This is a genomic window from Colwellia sp. C1TZA3 (genome assembly GCF_007954265.1).
In the GTDB taxonomy this organism is placed as follows: domain Bacteria; phylum Pseudomonadota; class Gammaproteobacteria; order Enterobacterales; family Alteromonadaceae; genus Cognaticolwellia.
In genome coordinates this window covers 1-19,404 of record NZ_VOLS01000066.1, presented here as the reverse complement: position 1 = coordinate 19,404, position 19,404 = coordinate 1, and the positions used below count along the sequence as shown (strand labels likewise).

At 39.5% G+C, this 19,404-nt stretch carries 15 protein-coding genes and 5 tRNA genes; 6 read left to right on the top strand and 14 right to left on the bottom strand.

The window, feature by feature from the left end; translation table 11 throughout:
- The 3 genes from ESZ39_RS15375 to ESZ39_RS15365 form a co-directional block, all read right to left on the bottom strand.
- On the bottom strand, positions 1-2,526 hold a 2,526-nt coding region (locus tag ESZ39_RS15375), incomplete at its 3' end, for a beta strand repeat-containing protein (protein ID WP_146880803.1).
- Positions 2,527-3,281: 755 nt separating this feature from the next.
- A complete protein-coding gene (gene eno, locus ESZ39_RS15370) occupies positions 3,282-4,592 on the bottom strand; it encodes a phosphopyruvate hydratase (RefSeq protein ID WP_146880802.1) in 1,311 nt (436 codons plus the stop codon).
- Between the two features lie 109 nt (positions 4,593-4,701).
- Positions 4,702-6,339, bottom strand: coding sequence for a CTP synthase (locus ESZ39_RS15365; protein WP_146880801.1), 1,638 nt, complete (start codon positions 6,337-6,339; stop codon positions 4,702-4,704).
- Positions 6,340-6,585: 246 nt separating this feature from the next.
- On the opposite strand from ESZ39_RS15365, the gene ESZ39_RS15360 reads away from it, so the two are divergent.
- Entirely contained in the window at positions 6,586-7,164 is a 579-nt protein-coding gene (locus ESZ39_RS15360; RefSeq protein WP_146880800.1) for a DUF4202 domain-containing protein, read from the top strand.
- A gap of 48 nt (positions 7,165-7,212) precedes the next feature.
- On the opposite strand, the gene ESZ39_RS15355 is transcribed toward ESZ39_RS15360, so the two are convergent.
- On the bottom strand, positions 7,213-7,635 hold the full coding sequence (locus ESZ39_RS15355; protein WP_146880799.1) for a YbaN family protein: 423 nt from the start codon (positions 7,633-7,635) through the stop codon (positions 7,213-7,215).
- Positions 7,636-8,008: 373 nt separating this feature from the next.
- On the opposite strand from ESZ39_RS15355, the gene ESZ39_RS15350 reads away from it, so the two are divergent.
- The gene (locus tag ESZ39_RS15350) at positions 8,009-8,212 is read left to right on the top strand and encodes a hypothetical protein (protein WP_146880798.1); all 204 of its coding nucleotides are present in this window, start codon (positions 8,009-8,011) and stop codon (positions 8,210-8,212) included.
- A gap of 4 nt (positions 8,213-8,216) precedes the next feature.
- Complete coding sequence (locus ESZ39_RS15345) at positions 8,217-8,438, top strand: hypothetical protein (RefSeq protein ID WP_146880797.1); 222 nt, start codon at positions 8,217-8,219, stop codon at positions 8,436-8,438.
- An 8-nt stretch (positions 8,439-8,446) separates the two neighbouring features.
- Here ESZ39_RS15345 and ESZ39_RS15340 read toward each other — a convergent pair whose 3' ends face one another.
- Positions 8,447-10,777: a GNAT family N-acetyltransferase gene (locus ESZ39_RS15340; RefSeq protein WP_146880796.1), complete on the bottom strand. Its 2,331-nt coding sequence runs from the start codon at positions 10,775-10,777 to the stop codon at positions 8,447-8,449.
- A gap of 387 nt (positions 10,778-11,164) precedes the next feature.
- Here ESZ39_RS15340 and ESZ39_RS15335 point away from each other — a divergent pair, with 387 nt between their 5' ends.
- From ESZ39_RS15335 to ESZ39_RS18425, 3 genes are all read left to right on the top strand, one after another.
- Positions 11,165-11,344, top strand: a complete 180-nt coding sequence (locus ESZ39_RS15335) for a PA3496 family putative envelope integrity protein (RefSeq protein WP_146880795.1) — start codon at positions 11,165-11,167, stop codon at positions 11,342-11,344.
- Between the two features lie 148 nt (positions 11,345-11,492).
- The gene (pdxH, locus tag ESZ39_RS15330; protein WP_146880794.1) at positions 11,493-12,146 is read left to right on the top strand and encodes a pyridoxamine 5'-phosphate oxidase; all 654 of its coding nucleotides are present in this window, start codon (positions 11,493-11,495) and stop codon (positions 12,144-12,146) included.
- Complete coding sequence (locus ESZ39_RS18425; RefSeq protein ID WP_146880793.1) at positions 12,085-12,330, top strand: pentapeptide repeat-containing protein; 246 nt, start codon at positions 12,085-12,087, stop codon at positions 12,328-12,330. The genes pdxH and ESZ39_RS18425 overlap by 62 nt, the downstream gene beginning before the upstream one ends.
- A gap of 149 nt (positions 12,331-12,479) precedes the next feature.
- Here ESZ39_RS18425 and ESZ39_RS15320 read toward each other — a convergent pair whose 3' ends face one another.
- The 9 genes from ESZ39_RS15320 to csrA form a co-directional block, all read right to left on the bottom strand.
- Positions 12,480-13,607, bottom strand: coding sequence for a sodium ion-translocating decarboxylase subunit beta (locus tag ESZ39_RS15320; RefSeq protein WP_146880792.1), 1,128 nt, complete (start codon positions 13,605-13,607; stop codon positions 12,480-12,482).
- A gap of 8 nt (positions 13,608-13,615) precedes the next feature.
- Complete coding sequence (oadA, locus tag ESZ39_RS15315; protein WP_146880791.1) at positions 13,616-15,397, bottom strand: sodium-extruding oxaloacetate decarboxylase subunit alpha; 1,782 nt, start codon at positions 15,395-15,397, stop codon at positions 13,616-13,618.
- A gap of 9 nt (positions 15,398-15,406) precedes the next feature.
- The gene (locus ESZ39_RS15310) at positions 15,407-15,679 is read right to left on the bottom strand and encodes an OadG family protein (protein WP_146880790.1); all 273 of its coding nucleotides are present in this window, start codon (positions 15,677-15,679) and stop codon (positions 15,407-15,409) included.
- Between the two features lie 1,244 nt (positions 15,680-16,923).
- Positions 16,924-17,000 (bottom strand) — tRNA-Arg (locus ESZ39_RS15305).
- Between the two features lie 364 nt (positions 17,001-17,364).
- Positions 17,365-17,457, bottom strand: a tRNA-Ser gene (locus ESZ39_RS15300).
- 84 nt (positions 17,458-17,541) lie between these two features.
- Positions 17,542-17,618: transfer RNA gene (locus ESZ39_RS15295), tRNA-Arg, on the bottom strand.
- A gap of 116 nt (positions 17,619-17,734) precedes the next feature.
- Positions 17,735-17,811, bottom strand: a tRNA-Arg gene (locus ESZ39_RS15290).
- Between the two features lie 146 nt (positions 17,812-17,957).
- Positions 17,958-18,050 (bottom strand) — tRNA-Ser (locus tag ESZ39_RS15285).
- 205 nt (positions 18,051-18,255) lie between these two features.
- Complete coding sequence (csrA, locus tag ESZ39_RS15280; protein ID WP_146880789.1) at positions 18,256-18,453, bottom strand: carbon storage regulator CsrA; 198 nt, start codon at positions 18,451-18,453, stop codon at positions 18,256-18,258.
- Positions 18,454-19,404 lie beyond the last annotated feature (951 nt).

Below are 19,404 nucleotides of genomic sequence, written 5' to 3'. Positions count from 1 at the left end.
ATCAACAGGACTGTCAGTACCTACTTGATAAGTTAATATATCTCCAGCAACTGCATCACCTGGCATAGTAATAGTGGCGGTTACTGTACCCGCGGCACCTGCGGCTAATTCAGCGGCATTATAGACCCCGTCATTATTGACATCACCAGCAATGGTAATGATGGGTGCGTTAACATCGGTATCTACCGTCAATGCAGTGGCCGTTGCGGCGTCTGAAGTATTACCGGCAATATCGCTAAGCGTTGCTGTTACGACGGCTTCTGGATCGATATCGATAGTGACGCCATTTACAATATCATCGGCGTCTAATGTAACAACAGTTGCCACCTCATCAACGGTGTAAGTTAATATATCGCCAACCTCTGCACCCGTTACGCCGATGGTTGCGCTAACCGTGCCATCAATGCCAAGCTCTGCTGCGTTATAAACGCTATCGTCATTGGCATCAGCGGCTTCGATTGTTACTGTTGGCGTTGCGATCGCAGAGTCTGTAGATAATGCAGTTGCCAAGGCTGTTGCAGTTACTGGATTGGAAGTATTGCCTGCACTATCACTAAGTGTTGCTGTTAAAACGGCTTCTGGCGCTACAGCGATTGTTACACCATTTTCAATATTGCCTGCAGCTAATGTAATGACGGTTGCTACACCATCGACGGTGTAAGTTAATGTGTCACCAGCCTCAGAACCCGTTACGCCGATGATGGCTGTAACCGTGCCATCGGGTCCAAGTTCGTCTGCATTATAAACGCTATCACCATTGGTATCAGCCGCTTCGAGTGTTACTGTTGGCGTGGCGATGACTGAGTCGGTAGCAAATGCGGTGGCCGTTGCTGTATCTGAAGTATTACCAGCAATGTCGGTGATGGTGGCCGTGATAGTTGCCTCTGGTAGTATTGCTACATTGATACCACTTGCTATATTTTCGGCGGTTAATTCAACTTCAACGGGTGTGTTGGTATCTGCTTGAAAGAATGCGACGGGATCAATGTCAATTGTAACGCCATTTCTAATATTGTTTGCATCTAATGTGACGACTGTTTCTACACCATTAATGGTGTAGATTAATGTATCACCAACGTCAGAGCCTGTTACGCCGATGATAGCTGTAACCGTGCCATCGCTTCCAAGTTCTGCTGCATTGTAAAGGCTATCGCCATTAACGTCGGCTGCTTCGAGTATCACAGTTGGGGTGGCGATGGTCGAGTCTGTCGCAAATGCGGTGGCTGTTGCTGCGTTTGAAGTATTGCCAGCGATGTCGGTAATAGTGGCCGTGATGGTTGCTTCTGGTAATACTTCTACTGGGATACCTGCGGCAATATTTCCAGCGGTTAATTCAACTACAACTTCTGTTGTTCCATCATCTACTGTATAGGTTAATATATCACCAACGTTAGCATCATCTGGAATAGCAATGGTGGCCGTCACTGTGCCATCGTCACCTAACTCTTTTGCGTTATAAATACTATCATTACCTGTTGAATCAATGGTAATAGTTGGTGCCGCTACTGATGTATCTGAAGGTGATGCGGTTACCGTTGTTGTCGCTGAATCGTTGCCAGCCTGATCGATGATTTGTGCTGTAACGGTTGTACCTGGCGCAACTTCAAATGTGATTTCACTTGCTGTTATCTCTTCAGCTGTAATTGCACGCGCCGTTGCACCATTAATTGAGATAAAATCATTTGCTACAGCATCGCTTGGTAAACTAATAGTTGCTGTGACGGTGCCATCGTCACCTAACTCTCTTGAGTTATAAACACTATCATTGCCGGTTGAATCAACAGAAATAGTTGCTGCAGCTACTGATGTATCTGAAGCTGACGCGGTGGCTGTTCCCTGAGTTGATATATTGCCAGCGTTATCGGTAATGGTGGCAGTAATGGTTGTCTCTGGTAATACTTCTATCGGAATACCCGTGGCAATATTTGCATCGGTTAATTCAATTTCTGCTGTTTCACCATCTACTGTATAAGTTAGTTTATCGCCAGCGACTGCATCACTTGGAATGGCAATGGTTGCTGTTACGGTTCCAGCAGCACCTGTGGCTAATTCAGCGGCGTTATAAATACCATCAAAGCTTGTGTCGCCCGCAATGGTAATTGTTGGCGCAATAGCTGATGTGTCTGTAAATAATGCTGTTGCCGTTGGCTGAATTGAAGTGTTATCAGCATTATCCAAAGCAGCTGTTTGAAATGATGAACTTGCGATGACTTCTTCTGCATCACGCTCAAACTTGACCCCAGCTGATCTACCACCATCAATTAACGCTTGCCCAGCGGCCGTGTCAGGCACATCAATAGCCTGATCATCACTTTCAATTGCAGCTTGGATTTCAGCAATTTCTTTTAATATGTCAGGATCGATAAAACTTTCATCTGATTGCGATTTATTTACGTTTGTATTGTCTTCAATAACTTCTTTATTATCAGGTAGATATTCATTTATGCTTGCAGGTATTAAATCAGCTTCAACTATATTATTTATTTTAGTTTCTTTCATCATTGTTTTTCCATTGTCTTTCATCATTGTTTCTCCATAAGATGATTAAGTTCTAAATATTATGTATTAATAGTTGAATGCATATATGTTTTAAAACAGGCAAGCGACATGTTACTAAGGCGAAACAGGATTGTTACAAACTTGTTTCAAAACGTGTACTTGTGTAACTAAATGCATTTCAATGATGAACATTAGCAAGTTTAAAGAAAAATATCTAGCAACACTATAAGGCAAACTTAATCGTTAACTAGCAATTTTAGTCTTTCTATAGGTAGCGAGTACAGCAGCGCAATACCTGTAGAGACTAATGAACAAGCGATAATAAAATCAAAACTGATGGATTAAGCCATAAATATTTCGCCGCCTAATGCGGCAATGATCAATACCGACCATTGAATTATCGACGCAACAGTGATTAATGTTTTTGCCAGCACTAAATACCAGCCATAATATCCCAACACGGATACCAATGAGCCTGACATGATTGCCGATAATAAAGCAGGCCACGTATAATGAGTAAATAGATAACGTAGTAGTTAGTTTTTTTAACTAGTAGAAATGGTTAGAAAATTAGTCAAGTTGATATTATATCAAGGGGTCGGGTAAACTGAACTGTGTCGCTAAACGCAACTGACGCCCTCAGCCTGTCATCACAAAAATAATTTTAGGTTATTTAAATAAGCAGAGTGTCTTATAAAAGGTAACAAAAAACCACTCAAAATGAGTGGTTTTTAATATAGAAAAATAACGCTTAAGTTAGCAGCTTCACCAATAATTTTATCTTATTGACCTTTAACTTCAGACAAGCCATTAAATATAGCTTTATCACCTAAAAATTCTTCAATACGCAACAATTGGTTGTACTTAGCAACACGGTCTGAGCGACATAAAGAACCGGTTTTAATTTGCCCTGCTGCTGTGCCTACAGCTAAATCAGCAATAGTTGAATCTTCAGTCTCGCCTGAGCGATGTGAGATCACGGCCGTAAAACCAGCGTCTTTCGCCATTCTAATCGCCGCTAACGTTTCGGTTAATGTACCAATTTGGTTGAATTTTATTAAGATAGAATTACCAATACCTTGCTCAATACCACGAGCTAGTATTTTAGTATTAGTCACAAATAAATCATCACCAACAATTTGTATTTTATCACCAAGTAAGTCAGTTTGGTATTTAAAGCCGTCCCAATCTGACTCGTCTAAGCCGTCTTCAATTGAAATAATAGGGTATTGCTCACAAAGCGTTGCTAAGAAATCAGAGAATTCGTTGGCCGTAAATTGCTTGCCTTCACCTTTAAGGTCGTAAATACCTTTACCGTTGTTACCAGCAGCATCATAAAACTCAGAAGCAGCACAATCCATCGCTAAGGTTACGTCTTTACCTAATGCGTAACCCGCTGCGGCAACGGCTTCTTTAATAACGGCTAACGCATCAGCATTGGAGGCTAAATCAGGCGCAAAACCGCCTTCATCACCCACCGCAGTGTTTAAACCTTTTGCCGACAATACTTTTTTCAAGGCATGGAAAATTTCAGCGCCCATACGTAGCGCTTCTTTAAAGCTTTTCGCGCCAACCGGTTGTATCATGAATTCTTGAATATCAACGTTATTGTCAGCATGCTCGCCACCATTGATAATATTCATCATAGGTAAAGGTAGTGAGTATTGACCTGGCGTACCGTTAAGATCGGCAATGTGCTCAAATAATTGTACTTTCTTTTCCATGGCGGCCGCTTTAGCGTTCGCTAGAGAAACGGCAAGGATGGCATTAGCACCAAAGGTTTCTTTGTTTTCTGTGCCGTCTAAATCAATCATGATTTGATCAATGTTTGCTTGCTCTAAAGCACTTTTGCCTTTCAATGCGTTAGCAATCTGATTGTTAACAGCAGCAACGGCTTTTAATACACCTTTACCTAAGTAACGTGCTTTATCACCGTCACGTAACTCAAGTGCTTCACGAGAGCCAGTTGATGCGCCAGAAGGAGCGGCAGCTCGACCCCAAGCACCAGACTCTAAATAAACGTCAGCTTCAACAGTTGGGTTACCACGAGAATCCATGATTTCACGTGCGATAATTTTACTAATATTAGACATTATGTTCCCTATTCCTGACTAGCTAAGCTAGACAGGTTATAAACGTTAAATTAAAGGTTAAAATTGCTAAAAAAAACCGCAGCAATAAGCCACGGTTTTCATAAGTTGGTTAACTTGATTGCTGCTTTTGATGTTCAAAAGCGGCGGCAATAAAGCCAGCAAAAAGCGGGTGACCATCACGAGGAGTTGAATTAAACTCAGGATGGAATTGCCCAGCAATAAACCAAGGGTGATTTGGATTTTCAATCACCTCAACTAATGTTTTATCCGCAGATAATCCCGAGAACACTAAACCTGCTTGGCTTAATTGTTCACGGTAGTTATTATTTACCTCAAAACGATGACGGTGTCTCTCATAAATTGTTTCACTACCATATACGTCATATGCCTTGGTACCTTTCATAATGTGACACAATTGTGAGCCTAAGCGCATAGTGCCGCCTAAGTCAGATTCAGCATTACGGTATTCAACTTTACCTTCTTCATCTAACCACTCGTTGATTAAACCAACGACTGGGTAAGGTGTTTTAGTATTAAATTCGGTGCTGTGTGCGTCAGTTAAACCGGCAACATTGCGAGCATATTCAATCAATGCCACTTGCATACCTAAACAAATACCTAAGTAGGGTATTTTATTTTCACGAGCATATTGCGCAGTTAAAATTTTACCTTCAACACCACGTTCGCCAAAACCACCTGGCACTAACAGGGCGTCTAAATCTTTAAACAGTTCAACACCTTTAGATTCCACATCTTGTGAATCAATATATTGAATTTTAACTTTAACTTGGTTTTTAATGCCGGCATGTTTTAATGCTTCATTGACTGACTTATACGCATCGGGCAACTCGGTGTATTTACCCACCATACCAACAATGACTTCACCTGATGGATTAGCTTCTTTATAAAGCACTTGTTCCCAGTCAGATAAATCAGCTTCGGGTACATCAAGACCAAAACGCTTAACCACTAACTCGTCAGCGCCTTGCGCTTTAAGTAAGGCTGGCACTTTATAAATAGAGTCAACATCGCGCAGTGAAATAACCGCTTTTGCTTCGACATTAGTAAAGAGTGAAATTTTAGCGCGTTCATTCGCGGGAATAGCACGCTCACTTCGACAAACTAAAATGTCTGGGAAAATACCAATTGAACGTAATTCTTTCACCGAATGCTGGGTTGGCTTAGTTTTAATCTCGCCGGCAGTAGCAATATAAGGCACTAGTGTTAAGTGCATAAACATCGCACGTTCACGGCCTAGCTCAACGCCTAGTTGACGAATGGCTTCTAAAAAGGGTTGTGATTCAATGTCACCTACCGTGCCACCAATTTCAACCATCGCAATATCGTAACCTTCAGCACCTTCAATCACTCGACGTTTAATGTCATTGGTAATATGAGGAATAACTTGAATAGTGGCACCTAAAAACTCACCTTTACGCTCACGCGCTAGAATATCTTGATAGATACGACCGGTAGTGAAGTTATTACGCTTGGTCATTTTGGTTCGAATGAAACGTTCGTAGTGACCTAAATCTAGATCGGTTTCTGCTCCGTCTTCGGTAACAAAAACCTCACCATGCTGAATTGGGCTCATTGTACCCGGATCAACATTAATATAAGGGTCAAGCTTAAGCATGGTAACTTTTAAACCACGTGCTTCGAGAATTGCGGCTAGTGATGCTGCAGCAATACCTTTACCAAGAGACGATACAACGCCGCCAGTAACAAAAATATATCTAGTTGTCATGCGATACCCAGAGTCAGGAAAAACAGAAATTTTGCACTAAATTGATTTGATTTTTGATCAACAAATAAATTTAGTAGGACGGGAAAACATTATACTGAAAAGCCGTGTACACAACAATATGATCAAGGCATCTAGTTGCACAAAATTTCATTTAAATACTCAATATTTGCCTCAAAGCATGATTGTATATATTAAAAAACGGGGTAAACTGGTGTTTTCCTTTGCAAAAAATAAAAATTAATCGCTATGACTCAATTACAAAAAGTATTAGATGCTATCGACACCATTAATAAAGCCGATATTAACACCACAATTGTTGACGGCATTAGCCAACCTAAAGAGCTTTTATACGGTCAATATATGTCGGCTTGCCTGGAAAAATATTGGCCAGATGCTGGTGAAAACTTACAGGTTGCGGTTCGTGCACAACACGTAAAACGCTGGCACTTAAAACGTACTGACTTTGCTCTAGGTAAAAAAGGTTATTTAACTTGGCGTAAAGAGTTAGGTATTTTTCATGCGGCGACCGCTAAAGCCTTAATGCTTGAGCATGGCTACAGTGAAGATGCAGCTGAAACTAGCGCAGCGATTATTCGTAAAGAAAACTTAAAATCAAACAGTGAAAGCCAAACCTTGGAAGATGTGGCCTGCTTAGTGTTTTTGCAATACTATTTTGATGCACTGGCCGCTAAACATAAAGAAGAAAAAATCATTCGTATTTTACAGCTGACCTGGCGAAAAATGTCAACGCAAGGCCAAGAAATTGCCTTAAGCTTAACCCTGCCACCGCATTTAGCGCAACTGGTGGTTAAAGCACTGGCTTAGTGCTTTAACATTCAATATTCAGTATTTACTTTTTCCTTGAATTTTTGGTTACTTTTTAGGTATGGGGTTCTCAGGTGCTTTATCTTCTGGCCGATAGTTTGTTAATGCCATTAGCGCATTACCATCAGAAGTAGGTAAACGCCAGAGAAACACAAAGGGCCAGACAATTAAAGCAACCACTAACACCTTTAACCAAATCGTAGGTAAAATATAGCCCGACCACAATACCGCAACAACCATTGAACTTAAGGCTAGCACTTTTGCGCGTTTGGGAATGCAACGAGATTGCTGCCAATGATATATCATTGGCCCAAACACTTTATTGCCCAATAGCATATTATACAGTCGCGGCGACGACTTAGCAAAGCAGCTTGCAGCAAGCAATAAAAAGGGTGTAGTGGGCAGTAATGGCAAAAAGGCGCCAATAAAAGCTAATGCAACAAAAAAAACTCCCACTATTTTTAACAACATAACGCTATAATTCCATCAATTCTCAGTTAAAACCTGCCATAAACTTTTACTTAATTAGCAGGGGCTATGCTAACTCGATAAACACGGCAAGTTAAAAAGATAATACTCGCTGACATCGGCTCGGTAGATGATAACTGCCATAGGTTAATTTTGCCCTTTCAGTGATAATTTTTCAAGCGCAGGCAACTAATCAGCGCATAATTTCTAACATGGTAAAGCTGAATAAAATCCAAAACGCATTCACCCTACACACTTAAATTATTAATCTCAAACTGAGATTCATCAAATGATAATAATTATCATTTGCATTTAATTGCGTTTTCACTTATTGTTTTTAACAAGCCTGTTTTATCAAAAATATTAAGGATTAATAATGGGATCTAAACAAATAAATGAAGGATGCCGCGGTAAAGCTCAAGTTGAAATTTCAGCCCTATTGTTAGCACAGTTAATCAGCTCTGGCGCATTAACAGGCCATAACTGTAGATGTCTAGACAACAATGCCCGTAGTACCTTATGGCAGTCTTTGCTGAACTTAAGTATTAATTCAACTACTAACCTAAAAAATGCGGAGTAATAAAATGACCACAGAATCACCTATTGTTGATATTTGCTATTTAGAGGCTTGGCTAGAGAGCTTTGTTTGTGACTGCAAGCCATTGGCTAACAAACAATCATTGGCAAAAATATGCATTGCTATCAATGCCATTATTCAACATGAAGACTTTAATCAACTAGCCGATCGTCATTGTAGCTATCATAAAATGAAAAATTATTGGCAATGGCGTTACCAAATCGCTTAACACTGACTTTAGTACTGCTTATTAGTGAGCGTTTGATGGGCGCTAATATAGTTAACTAGGTGTTGGTTTAAGGCTTTCTTGCCAGTAAAATCGTACTGTTGGCAAACTTTTTCAATGCTATTCTTTTGAAAAACACGTGCAAGCAAGGGTAATACATCAGGATTAAACTGCTCAGTACAATGCTTTAATAACCATTGGTGTAGGGCATAAATACAGCTACTAAATTGACGTTGACCAGAAGCAAAGTCGTTAACACTTTGCAAAGTATCACGCGCTAATACCGACGCTTTTAACTCAGTATTAGCCTTGAGCAACTGCCAGACTAATTTTACTGGCATATGGCTAAACTCATCGGTGAGCCAATAGGGTAATTGTTGATAAAACTGCTCAGTGATCACTTGCTGTAAATGGCTGGCATTAGGCGCTAAGGCTTTAGTCACCAAACAAGAATGCTCACCGCTGGCTTTGTCTTTACTAAACCCTACTCGGGCTACGGCAAAGCCACTTTGCTGCCAAAATTTGAGCAAAGTAGCATTAGCCGCAAAACTAGCGCCAATAAAATCTGTACCCCGCACGGTAATATGGCGCTCAATAGCGCTTAAAAAGTGCCTACCTAAGCCTTGTCCTTGAAATTGAGGATGTATAGCAATACGCATGACACGTTGATAGCTATAATTAAAGCTTTCTTTGATACCACAATGCATGAGTAATGACTGTGGTAAAAATTGATCGCGTAACCGCCGTTGATTTTCACGAATCAGCTCAACAAGCTTTTCATCTGCCTGCCCTTCTCGCATCAGCATTGCCACACCTAAAATATCGTTTTCACGTTTAAGTACAAATAATGATATGGCGCCATTATTCAACAGTAACTTCACATCACTGGGTGATGTTTGATAGTGAGCTGTGACTAAGACCGAAAAAACTTGCTGTAAAAGCCTTTCGTTTTGCAGTAGTTGTGGGGGGGTAACAAGCTCGGTTATTAAATTATGTTGCGAAAGTAAAACACTTTGCGCTTGTGCCTTATTAGCTACACTTTCAGCCCCATCTTTAGCCTCACTTTTGATTTTAGGGATAGCGTTATTTATGAATAAAAAATTGTTAGGGTAATGGGGTAACTTAGCATTGAGCAAACAACTGGCAAAGACGAATTGCTCAAGCGGATCATCACTGGCCCAGCGAATAGCTTCATTAATATGCATTTTGCGCCAATTTGGCATCAAACGCTGTAAAACCTGACGAAACTTAATGCTAAAACCGCGGCCTGCGCCTTCATAACCGTGGATAGTAGTGGCAAATATTAAGCGATGATAATGACCGAGTAATTGCTGCAAAAGATAAACTGGCAAGGCAGCAGCTTCATCAACCATCATTATACTGGCTTCGGGTTGCTCTTTTAACAACACATCAATGGCATAAAAAACGATGCTGCCATTAGGATGATCAACACCATTTATCTCAACCTTGGCATCAGGCAAGTGTTTTTGAACTTGTTGAAAAAAAACCTTAAGCGCTGGTTTACTTGCCGCAGTGATCATAATTTTTAGTGGCTGTTTAGCATTAAGCAACATTTGACACGCCGCAAGTGCTAAAGCTGAAGACTTACCCCGCCCACGATCGGCGGTTAACACCAAAGGCCTATCTCTATGACCCGATAACACTTTAAGCATAGCCTCAACCGCTAAAACTTGCTCTTGCGTAACACAGCCGTATGGCAAACTTGTAACTTGATCCGCTGTGGTTAATGCTGCATTGTTAATCGCGTTGGCTTGTACTGCTTTATTTAAAGACAATAACGCTGGAAGTTCAGTATTTTCTTGCTTAATGACATAACAATGTTCGCCAGTTAATTGCAGCATAAAGCGCTGAAGGAAATAATCTTGCGATTGCGCATGGTTAAGTTGCTCGACTTGCGACGGTTTTAATAAAAGTAAAAGTACACCACCAGCAACTAAGGTGCCCGAAAGCGCGGCAAAAGCATCAACATCAAAATCACTTTCGATATTGCGGGCATCATTATCATCTTTATTATTACCCTTACTCTCTACCGCAAATATAATAACGTCTTGCTCGGTACCTAAATACTGAGCGTAGTTTTTTCGATTGACTAAAATTAACTGATTAGAGCGACAAGCATGGGTTAGCTCGCCATAAACAAGCCCTTGTTTTTGAAACGTTTCACCAGACTCTTGGTCGGATAAAAATAAAGTTAAACTTGTCTCTAGCTGTTCAGTCGTCCAAGCAGCATCACCCACTAATACCACTAAACTACGCCAGCGCTTTACCTGCGTTTGTTGCTGTAACTGCAAACACCAGTGAGAAAACATTTCTTTCGACATGCTATGTAACCTTAAAAAGTATTTTGGTTAACACCAAGAGAGATATCGCCAACTCATTGCGAAGTACCGCTTATCGGTGCACTAGTCAAAGCTAAATAACTGCACGGTAGAAAATCATCACCTAGCCTTTTTAGTACAATATTTTTTAGAATAGAAATAATTAGTTGAAAATCTACCATTAGTTGCCTATGTTCAAATTATATATCTTTGTTAGATTTACTACGATTGTAAACTCGTCTTTTTTACAATGTCGGCAATTCAAAATTAAAATATTTTATCATGATGACAATGAATAGGATTAAATTTAATCCTTAGCTAGAATTAACAGCTTTAAGCCACTATTTATTGTAATTACAGAAAATACTGTAAAAGCCTTAGGTATAAAAAATGTCCAACGATTGCACCGATGACGCTAGCCTAAACTTAAAGCAGGACAGTTATGACAAAGATTTGCCTAAAGGCAAGCAGGCCACCCATAACAGTGAAGTCAGAAAACGCATTGACGACTTATTAGCACAAAAACGCCTCAAAGCATTACTCGATGACATAGACAATTGGGATATCTAATCAATGATGTTAGACAAAGCTAAGTATTAGCGCTGAGTTAGAAGCCAGCACTTAATATTATCGGTAATATTTTAGCAGTAACGATTTGTTTTTAACATAAAGCTGATATCATTAGCTTAATATCTACGCTACTTAATGATCCGACATTATGACTTTATTTGAAAAATTGCGCTGCTTATTTACCTTTGGTCAAGGCGTTGCCTTACCATTACCACCCATTGATGAAAATGCCGATCCCTTTGCATTATTTACACTTTGGTTTGATGACGCCCATAAGTCGGGTGTTTTACTGCCTGAGGCCATGTCAGTCAGTAGTGTAAGCCCAGACGGCCAACCAAGCTGTCGTATGGTGTTATTAAAAGAGTTTAACCAAGAGGGTTTTATTTTTTATACCAATTACAGCAGTAGAAAGAGCCAAGAATTAAATAGCAATGACAAAATAGCGTTATTATTTCATTGGAATGTTCTGCAGCGCCAAATTCGTATTGAAGGCTGTGTTGAAAAAGTCAGTACTGAGCAATCAGCAAAATATTTTCATAGCCGTGATCGCGGAAGCCAAATTGGCGCTTGGGCATCGAAACAAAGTAAGGAAATTCAAACTGAGACTGAACTGGCTGACAGCGTTGCTTATTATACGAAAAAATTTGCTGGTAAAGCAGTACCCTTACCTGAATTTTGGGGCGGCTGGCGCATAAAACCTAACTATATAGAGTTTTGGCAAGGCCGAGCAAGCCGATTGCATGACAGAGTTTGTTTTGAACAACATGAAAATCAATGGAAAAATTTCAAACTGCAACCTTAAACACATTTACTTTAAACACAGTAATTTTAAACACAGTAATTTTAAACACAGTAATTTTAAACACTGCAAGCTTAAGCACAGTTTAAATTTATTAGCGCTAAGTAGATCAACTTATACCAGTTCCATTAAGTTTGTGATCTTGTTGTGCGCAGGAAAAATAATTCAAGGTAAGGCGCTCGATTGAGCAATAGCTGGCTATTGGGAGTGAGAGCAACACAGCATTGAGCTATTTTAACTAGTACAAGTGAGCAATAACTTAATGGGATTGGTATTATACCCTCAAGCAAAAAAGGAGCACATTGCTCCTTTTTTAATATTGTCGATATTATAAAATCAGCCAACTAAAGCTAACAATATACCAGCAGCAACCGCTGAGCCCAACACACCGGCAACATTTGGCCCCATAGCATGCATAAGTAAGAAGTTATGCGGATTAGCCTCTAAACCGACCTTGTTGGCAACACGCGCAGCCATTGGCACTGCAGAGACACCCGCGGCACCAATCAGTGGATTAACTTTTTCTTTAGCAAATTTATTCATTAACTTCGCCATTAATAAACCTGCAGCAGTACCAATAGAAAAGGCTACCGCACCTAATGCGAGTATACCTAAGGTTTTAGCATTTAAGAATTGATCAGCGCTTAACTTAGAGCCGACACCTAACCCTAAGAAAATAGTGACAATATTAATTAACTCATTTTGTGCTGTTGAACTTAGACGGTCTACCACACCACACTCGCGCATTAAATTACCAAGACAAAACATTCCTACTAAAGGTGTTGCTGCCGGTAAAAAGAAGATCGTCATCATTAAAACGCCTAGTGGGAAAATAATTTTCTCCACTTTTGTCACATGACGTAATTGCGCCATCTCAATTTTACGTTCATCTTCCGTGGTTAATGCTCGCATAATTGGCGGCTGAATAATCGGTACTAACGCCATATAAGAGTAAGCTGCAACAGCAATCGCGCCCAGTAAGTCAGGGGCAAGTTTTGAAGCTAAAAATATCGCGGTCGGACCATCTGCTCCGCCAATAATAGCGATAGCTGAGGCATCTTTCATAGAGAAGTCTAAACCAACAAAGTTTAACGCTATGGCACCAAACAAAGTGGCGAATATCCCAAATTGCGCGGCGGCACCTAGCAATAATGTTTTAGGATTAGCAATCAGCGCGCCAAAATCTGTCATGGCACCAACGCCCATAAAGATCAGTAACGGGAATATCCCCGTATCAATTCCAGCGTAGTAAATGTAATGCAGTAACCCACCTACTTCAGAAAAACCTGCTGCTGGAATATTAGTTAAAATAGCGCCAAAACCCATCGGTACTAATAACAGCGGTTCAAAGTTACGGGCAATGGCAAGATAAAGTAAGCCACAACCCACCAGCATCATGATCACTTGGCCTAACTCAAAGTTTGCTAGGCCTGTGGACATCCACAATAATTTTAAAGAATCCATGGGTTGTCCTATACCAAGCTTAACAAGGTATCACCAACGGCAACTGAATCGCCCTCTTTGGTGTGAATAGCTGATATTTCACCAGCTTTTACTGCTCGGATTTCAGTTTCCATTTTCATTGCTTCCATAATGATAACCACTTCGCCTGCTTCGACTTCGTCGCCTTCATTAACCAACACTTTAAAAATATTACCCGCTAAAGGGGCTTTTAAAGCTTCACCTTCGCTTGAACTTGCAGCAGCAGGTGCTTTACTCGCTGGCTGAATAGTATCTATTGAGCCACCAGGGGCAACAACAACGTCAAATACTTTACCGTCAACACTTACCGCGTAACTTTCAGGGCTAGTGTTTGCTGAACTTGCAGCAGGTGCTGCAGCAGCGCTTTGGGCAGAAGCTTTAGTTGGTGCGGGTTCAAAGGCATCAGGGTTATGGCGATTAGTTAAAAATTTCAAACCAATTTGTGGAAATAATGCATAAGTTAATACATCGTCGATAGTATCTTCAGCTAGGGCAATATTTTTCTCTTTGGCAATTTGTTGTAATTCAACCGATAATTTATCTATTTCCGGCTCAAGTAAATCTGCTGGTCGACAAGTGATCGCTGCTTTGCCATCGAGTACTCTTGCTTGTAATTCAGCATCAACTGGCGCAGCAGTCTTACCGTACTCACCTTTTAATACACCGGCTGTTTCTTTGGTAATTGATTTGTAACGCTCACCGGTAAGGACATTTAATACCGCTTGCGTACCAACAATTTGCGAGGTCGGTGTCACCAAAGGAATATAACCCAAGTCTTTACGCACTTTTGGAATTTCTGTTAGCACTTCATCAAGCTTATCAGCCGCGCCTTGCTCTTTTAACTGGCTTTCCATGTTAGTTAACATGCCGCCAGGGACTTGTGCGACTAAGATACGCGCGTCAATACCCCGCAAACTACCTTCAAACTGGGCATATTTTTCACGAACATCACGGAAATAAGTCGCTACTTCTGCTAGCTTCAGCATGTCTAAGCCAGTATCGCGTGCTGTACCTTCAACAATAGAAACAATAGTTTCTGTTGGTGAATGACCGTAAGTCATACTCATTGATGAAATAGCCGTGTCAATCACATCAATATCGGCATCAATCGCTTTCATGTGTGTTGCAACACTTAAGCCTGTTGTGGCATGACAATGTAGTGCAATAGGTAAAGCAACGGTTTCTTTTAAACGGCTAATCAGTTCAGCGGCATCGTAAGGCTTTAACAGGCCCGCCATATCTTTAATACACAAAGAATGTGCGCCCATGTCCTCTAGCTGCTTAGCCATAGTTAACCAGCCTTCAAGACTATGCACAGGACTTTCGGTATAACTTAAGGTACCTTGGGCATGTGCCCCAACCTTTACTGCGGCTTTGATCGACGTTTGTAAGTTACGCACATCGTTCATCGCATCAAAAATCCTAAAAACATCAATGCCATTAACGTGAGCGCGCTCAACAAACTTTTCTACTACATCGTCAGCATAATGACGGTAACCTAAAATATTTTGACCACGAAACAACATTTGTTGTTTGGTTTTTGGCATCGCCTTTTTCAGTGCTCGAAGACGCTCCCAAGGATCTTCACCTAGATAACGAATACAAGAATCAAATGTTGCGCCACCCCAAGATTCAATCGACCAATAACCAATTTCATCCATTTTAGCAGCAATGGGTAGCATATCTTCCAAACGTAAACGTGTGGCAAGCAATGATTGATGGCCGTCGCGTAAGACGACTTCAGTTATTCCTAAGGGCTTGGGCTTGGTCATGGTCATTTCCTATTTCTGTGCAGAATGTTGTTGACGATATTGAGTAACAGCACAAGAAATTGCTGCAACGACTGCCGGTGATACAGCTTTGTCATCTTGTTTTTTATTATTTTTTTTACTTGAGGATCTACTTTCAACAATGGCGTCAGGAAATTTTTTTGCCAACTTTACCAGCACAACATTAATGAAGATAATTAACAAACCTAAAAAGGTAAATACAAAGACCATACCGGCTAGCATTAAAGTACCTGCTTCAATAAATAACTGTTGAAGATTTTCCATTTTTTTACTCTCAAGCAATTTTATACAATTAGAATAATCACTCCAATGTGTAAAAAGCAAACAAATTATGACAAATTGATGAAAAAAAACGATGTCAAGCTAGAATAGTTCAAAAAAACAACTAAATTTAGTAATATTTCGTTCTTATTTTATAAAAAACACTTTATCAAGTAAATTGTATACAATATCAAATCCATGAATAGCGGTTATTAGAAAAAGAAAAACAAAGATATTATACAATATACAAGAGTTAAAGCTGACACTAATTAACAACCAACACTTGTTTAAAAAATCGACATTAACCATCAAAAATCATCATTTTATTGTCAATAAAAATCTAAAAAATAACACATACCGATTAGACTAAATAATGGCTCTTGGATTCAAATAGTAACAGCTTGGATTCAAATAATAGTAATTCATATTTTTAGTTTCAGATAAATGTTGTTGAAAATAAGCCTGTCGATCAAAAAATCTTTAAACTCACCTTTTGCTAACTCAGAGGCAGACTAATAACTGTAAAAATATTTAATCAAATGAGTACTTAAATTGTACTGACTCAAAAGGCCTAGTCAATAATCACTACTTTTCACACACTTCGTTTATTCTAAACTTAATATCTGCTGTGCTAAGTTCACTAATACCAGTTCCATTAAGTTTGTGATCTTGTAGTGCGCAGGAAAAATAACTCAAGGTAAGGCGCTCGATTAAGCAATAGCTGGCTATTGGGATTGAGAGCAACACAGCCTTGAGCTATCTTAACTAGTACAAGTGAGCAATAACTTAATGGGATTGGTATAATACCAGTTCCATTAAGTTTGTGATCTTGTTGTGCGCAGGAAAAATAACTCAAGGTAAGGCGCTCGATTGAGCAATAGCTGGCTATTGGGAGTGAGAGCAACACAGCCTTGAGCTATTTTAACTAGTACAAGTGAGCAATAACTTAATGGGATTGGTATAATACCAACTTGATTAATTAAGTGATTCTTTTCATGCGAAAAAACAGCTAAATATAAGGCATAAAATTTAGCCCGTAGTTAGGTTAATTATAAATTTAATAACGCCATAGTTATTCATTTTGACTATTAAAAATGAGCAGGTAATTAATCGACTTGGTATAAATCCAGCAAGAATAAAAATAAAAATTAGCTTTAAAGGTTTTTTAAGCAAAGTTATCGCAGACGAGTGGTTGGCAAGAAATTTCAGGCGAAAAAAAACCAGTCCGAAGACTGGTTTTTTCAATGTGGCGGACGCGGCAGGAGTCGAACCTGCGACCGCCTGGTTCGTAGCCAGGTACTCTATCCAGCTGAGCTACGCGTCCACAATAAACTATTTTTTTATATCTCATGTTTAGGAGATAGCGAACTTTACTCATCATGAGCGTTCGTAGCCATTAGCGTTAGATAACCTATCCAGCTGAGCTACGCGTCCACAATAAACTGTTTTTTTATATCTCATGTTTAGGAGATAGCGAACTTTACTCATCATGAGCGTTGGTAGCCATTAGCGTTAGATAACCTATCCAGCTGAGCTACGCGTCCTCAAAAAAAACCTTTATTTGTATCTCCGGTTCAAGAGATAACGAGCTAAACAATATTTCCTTAGGTAGACAACCTAGTAAATATTATATGCACCCGTAATGAACTATTTAACTATCGTTGTTGACACGATGTCATTCTAAAAAATGGCGGAGAGGGAGGGATTCGAACCCTCGATCCGGCTATAAACCAGATACTCCCTTAGCAGGGGAGCGCCTTCGACCACTCGGCCACCTCTCCAATGGGGCGGATATAATACTGCCCCGCAAAGATAAAAAATATCTAGGCGAAAAAAAACCAGTCCGAAGACTGGTTTTTTCAATGTGGCGGACGCGGCAGGAGTCGAACCTGCGACCGCCTGGTTCGTAGCCAGGTACTCTATCCAGCTGAGCTACGCGTCCGCAATAAACTGTTTTTTTATATCTCATGTTTAGGAGATGACTTAATTTTACAATATTTATTTTTTAACTAGCTTTAATATTTGCTACTCTTTATTATTTAGCCACTTAAAGAAAAGTGGCGGACGCGGCAGGAGTCGAACCTGCGACCGCCTGGTTCGTAGCCAGGTACTCTATCCAGCTGAGCTACGCGTCCTTAATTCAAACCTGTTATTTATATCTCTAGTTCAAGAGATAGCGAGCTAAATAATATTTCCTTAGGTAGACAACCTAGTAAATACTACATACACCCACAATGAACTATTTAATTATCGTTGTTCATACGATGCCAATCTAAAAGAATGGCGGAGAGGGAGGGATTCGAACCCTCGATCCGGCTATAAACCAGATACTCCCTTAGCAGGGGAGCGCCTTCGACCACTCGGCCACCTCTCCAATGAGGCGAATAATAAGGGATTATAAAAATAAGTCAAACTTTTTCCCGCTTTTATTCTTATTTACTGACTGTTTGGTGACAATTCAAACAACACGGTCATTTTTCAGACATTAACTAACGAAAAACACGCTAAAATGACCTGCCTAAATTTTATTGCTGGATCAAAAAAGCCGACTGATGTCGGCTTTAGTTATGAGAAAGCAATTAGATTTCATTACCTGAGGCTTCACCCTCACTTTTTTCAGATTGTATTCTCATATATATTTCTTCACGATGAACCGACACTTCCTTTGGCGCGTTAACACCAATACGTACTTGGTTGCCTTTAACACCTAACACTGTCACTGTGACATCGTCTCCGATCATCAACGTTTCACCAACTCGGCGAGTTAATATTAACATCTTAATTTCCTTTATTTTTAAAAACGAGATCCACTAAATATATATAAGCTAGTAACAAATTAAATTTAGTCTACTATTTGCAAAAGTGCACTAATGTTCACAATAAGCATCTAGAATACTTATTAAACATTGACCATTCTATTAATTATATAAAATTTTCAATATTTAACAAAAAACTTGCAAAACAAGAGCAGAATGCAATTGCAGCAATTACTGTTCATATTAACAACCTTCATGAAACAATAAACACTTTATAAGTAAATTTTTGTAAATTTACATCAAAAACATATAAATAACAACATTATAGTGACATATCATTAACAAGCTATAGTGACATATCACAACAAAAGACCTTGCAGGTAGATAAAAAATTCCAGCTAACTATAATTTTATTATTTATACTTATACTTATAATAAGTAAAGTACGTTAAATGAATTCAGTAAGTTCAGTAAGTTCAGTAAAAAATATTCGAATAGTCTTATTAGCTTTCCTCTCACTCAAGCTCCTGTGCATCGATGTACCAAGATTTACTCATGCTGTACAGCCATGATAACTAGAAACAACAAAACACTCACAATCTACCGTACACTCTTTTATACAAGCTCCTATGCATCAACCTACAAGAATATACTAATGTTTCGAAGCCATAATAGCTAAAATAACCATGAACCACCGATATGCTGTATATACGCTGCTGTACATTGACACAATCCCGATTCCGTGGATCCATAGAATACTAAGCACGGCTATACACCGCGACATACCATAGATCTTGTGCATAAAAAAAGGGGCTAAAAGCCCCTTACTTACATTAATTTATCTACTTATACCAATTTGATTAATTAAGTGATCACCTTTTTCATGAGGAAAAATGGATAAATACAAGGCATAAAATTTAGTCAGTAGTTATTCACCTTATAAATTTTATAACGCTGTAGTTATTCATTTTA

Excerpts from the sequence above, each read along its gene's own strand:
- eno (WP_146880802.1), bottom strand. The coding sequence starts at position 4,592 with ATGTCTAATATTAGTAAAATTATCGCACGTGAAATCATGGATTCTCGT.
- ESZ39_RS15365 (WP_146880801.1), bottom strand. The coding sequence starts at position 6,339 with ATGACAACTAGATATATTTTTGTTACTGGCGGCGTTGTATCGTCTCTT.
- ESZ39_RS15360 (WP_146880800.1), top strand. The coding sequence starts at position 6,586 with ATGACTCAATTACAAAAAGTATTAGATGCTATCGACACCATTAATAAA.
- ESZ39_RS15355 (WP_146880799.1), bottom strand. The coding sequence starts at position 7,635 with ATGTTGTTAAAAATAGTGGGAGTTTTTTTTGTTGCATTAGCTTTTATT.
- ESZ39_RS15350 (WP_146880798.1), top strand. The coding sequence starts at position 8,009 with ATGGGATCTAAACAAATAAATGAAGGATGCCGCGGTAAAGCTCAAGTT.
- ESZ39_RS15345 (WP_146880797.1), top strand. The coding sequence starts at position 8,217 with ATGACCACAGAATCACCTATTGTTGATATTTGCTATTTAGAGGCTTGG.
- ESZ39_RS15340 (WP_146880796.1), bottom strand. The coding sequence starts at position 10,777 with ATGTCGAAAGAAATGTTTTCTCACTGGTGTTTGCAGTTACAGCAACAA.
- ESZ39_RS15335 (WP_146880795.1), top strand. The coding sequence starts at position 11,165 with ATGTCCAACGATTGCACCGATGACGCTAGCCTAAACTTAAAGCAGGAC.
- pdxH (WP_146880794.1), top strand. The coding sequence starts at position 11,493 with ATGACTTTATTTGAAAAATTGCGCTGCTTATTTACCTTTGGTCAAGGC.
- ESZ39_RS18425 (WP_146880793.1), top strand. The coding sequence starts at position 12,085 with ATGACAGAGTTTGTTTTGAACAACATGAAAATCAATGGAAAAATTTCA.
- ESZ39_RS15320 (WP_146880792.1), bottom strand. The coding sequence starts at position 13,607 with ATGGATTCTTTAAAATTATTGTGGATGTCCACAGGCCTAGCAAACTTT.
- oadA (WP_146880791.1), bottom strand. The coding sequence starts at position 15,397 with ATGACCAAGCCCAAGCCCTTAGGAATAACTGAAGTCGTCTTACGCGAC.
- ESZ39_RS15310 (WP_146880790.1), bottom strand. The coding sequence starts at position 15,679 with ATGGAAAATCTTCAACAGTTATTTATTGAAGCAGGTACTTTAATGCTA.
- csrA (WP_146880789.1), bottom strand. The coding sequence starts at position 18,453 with ATGTTAATATTAACTCGCCGAGTTGGTGAAACGTTGATGATCGGAGAC.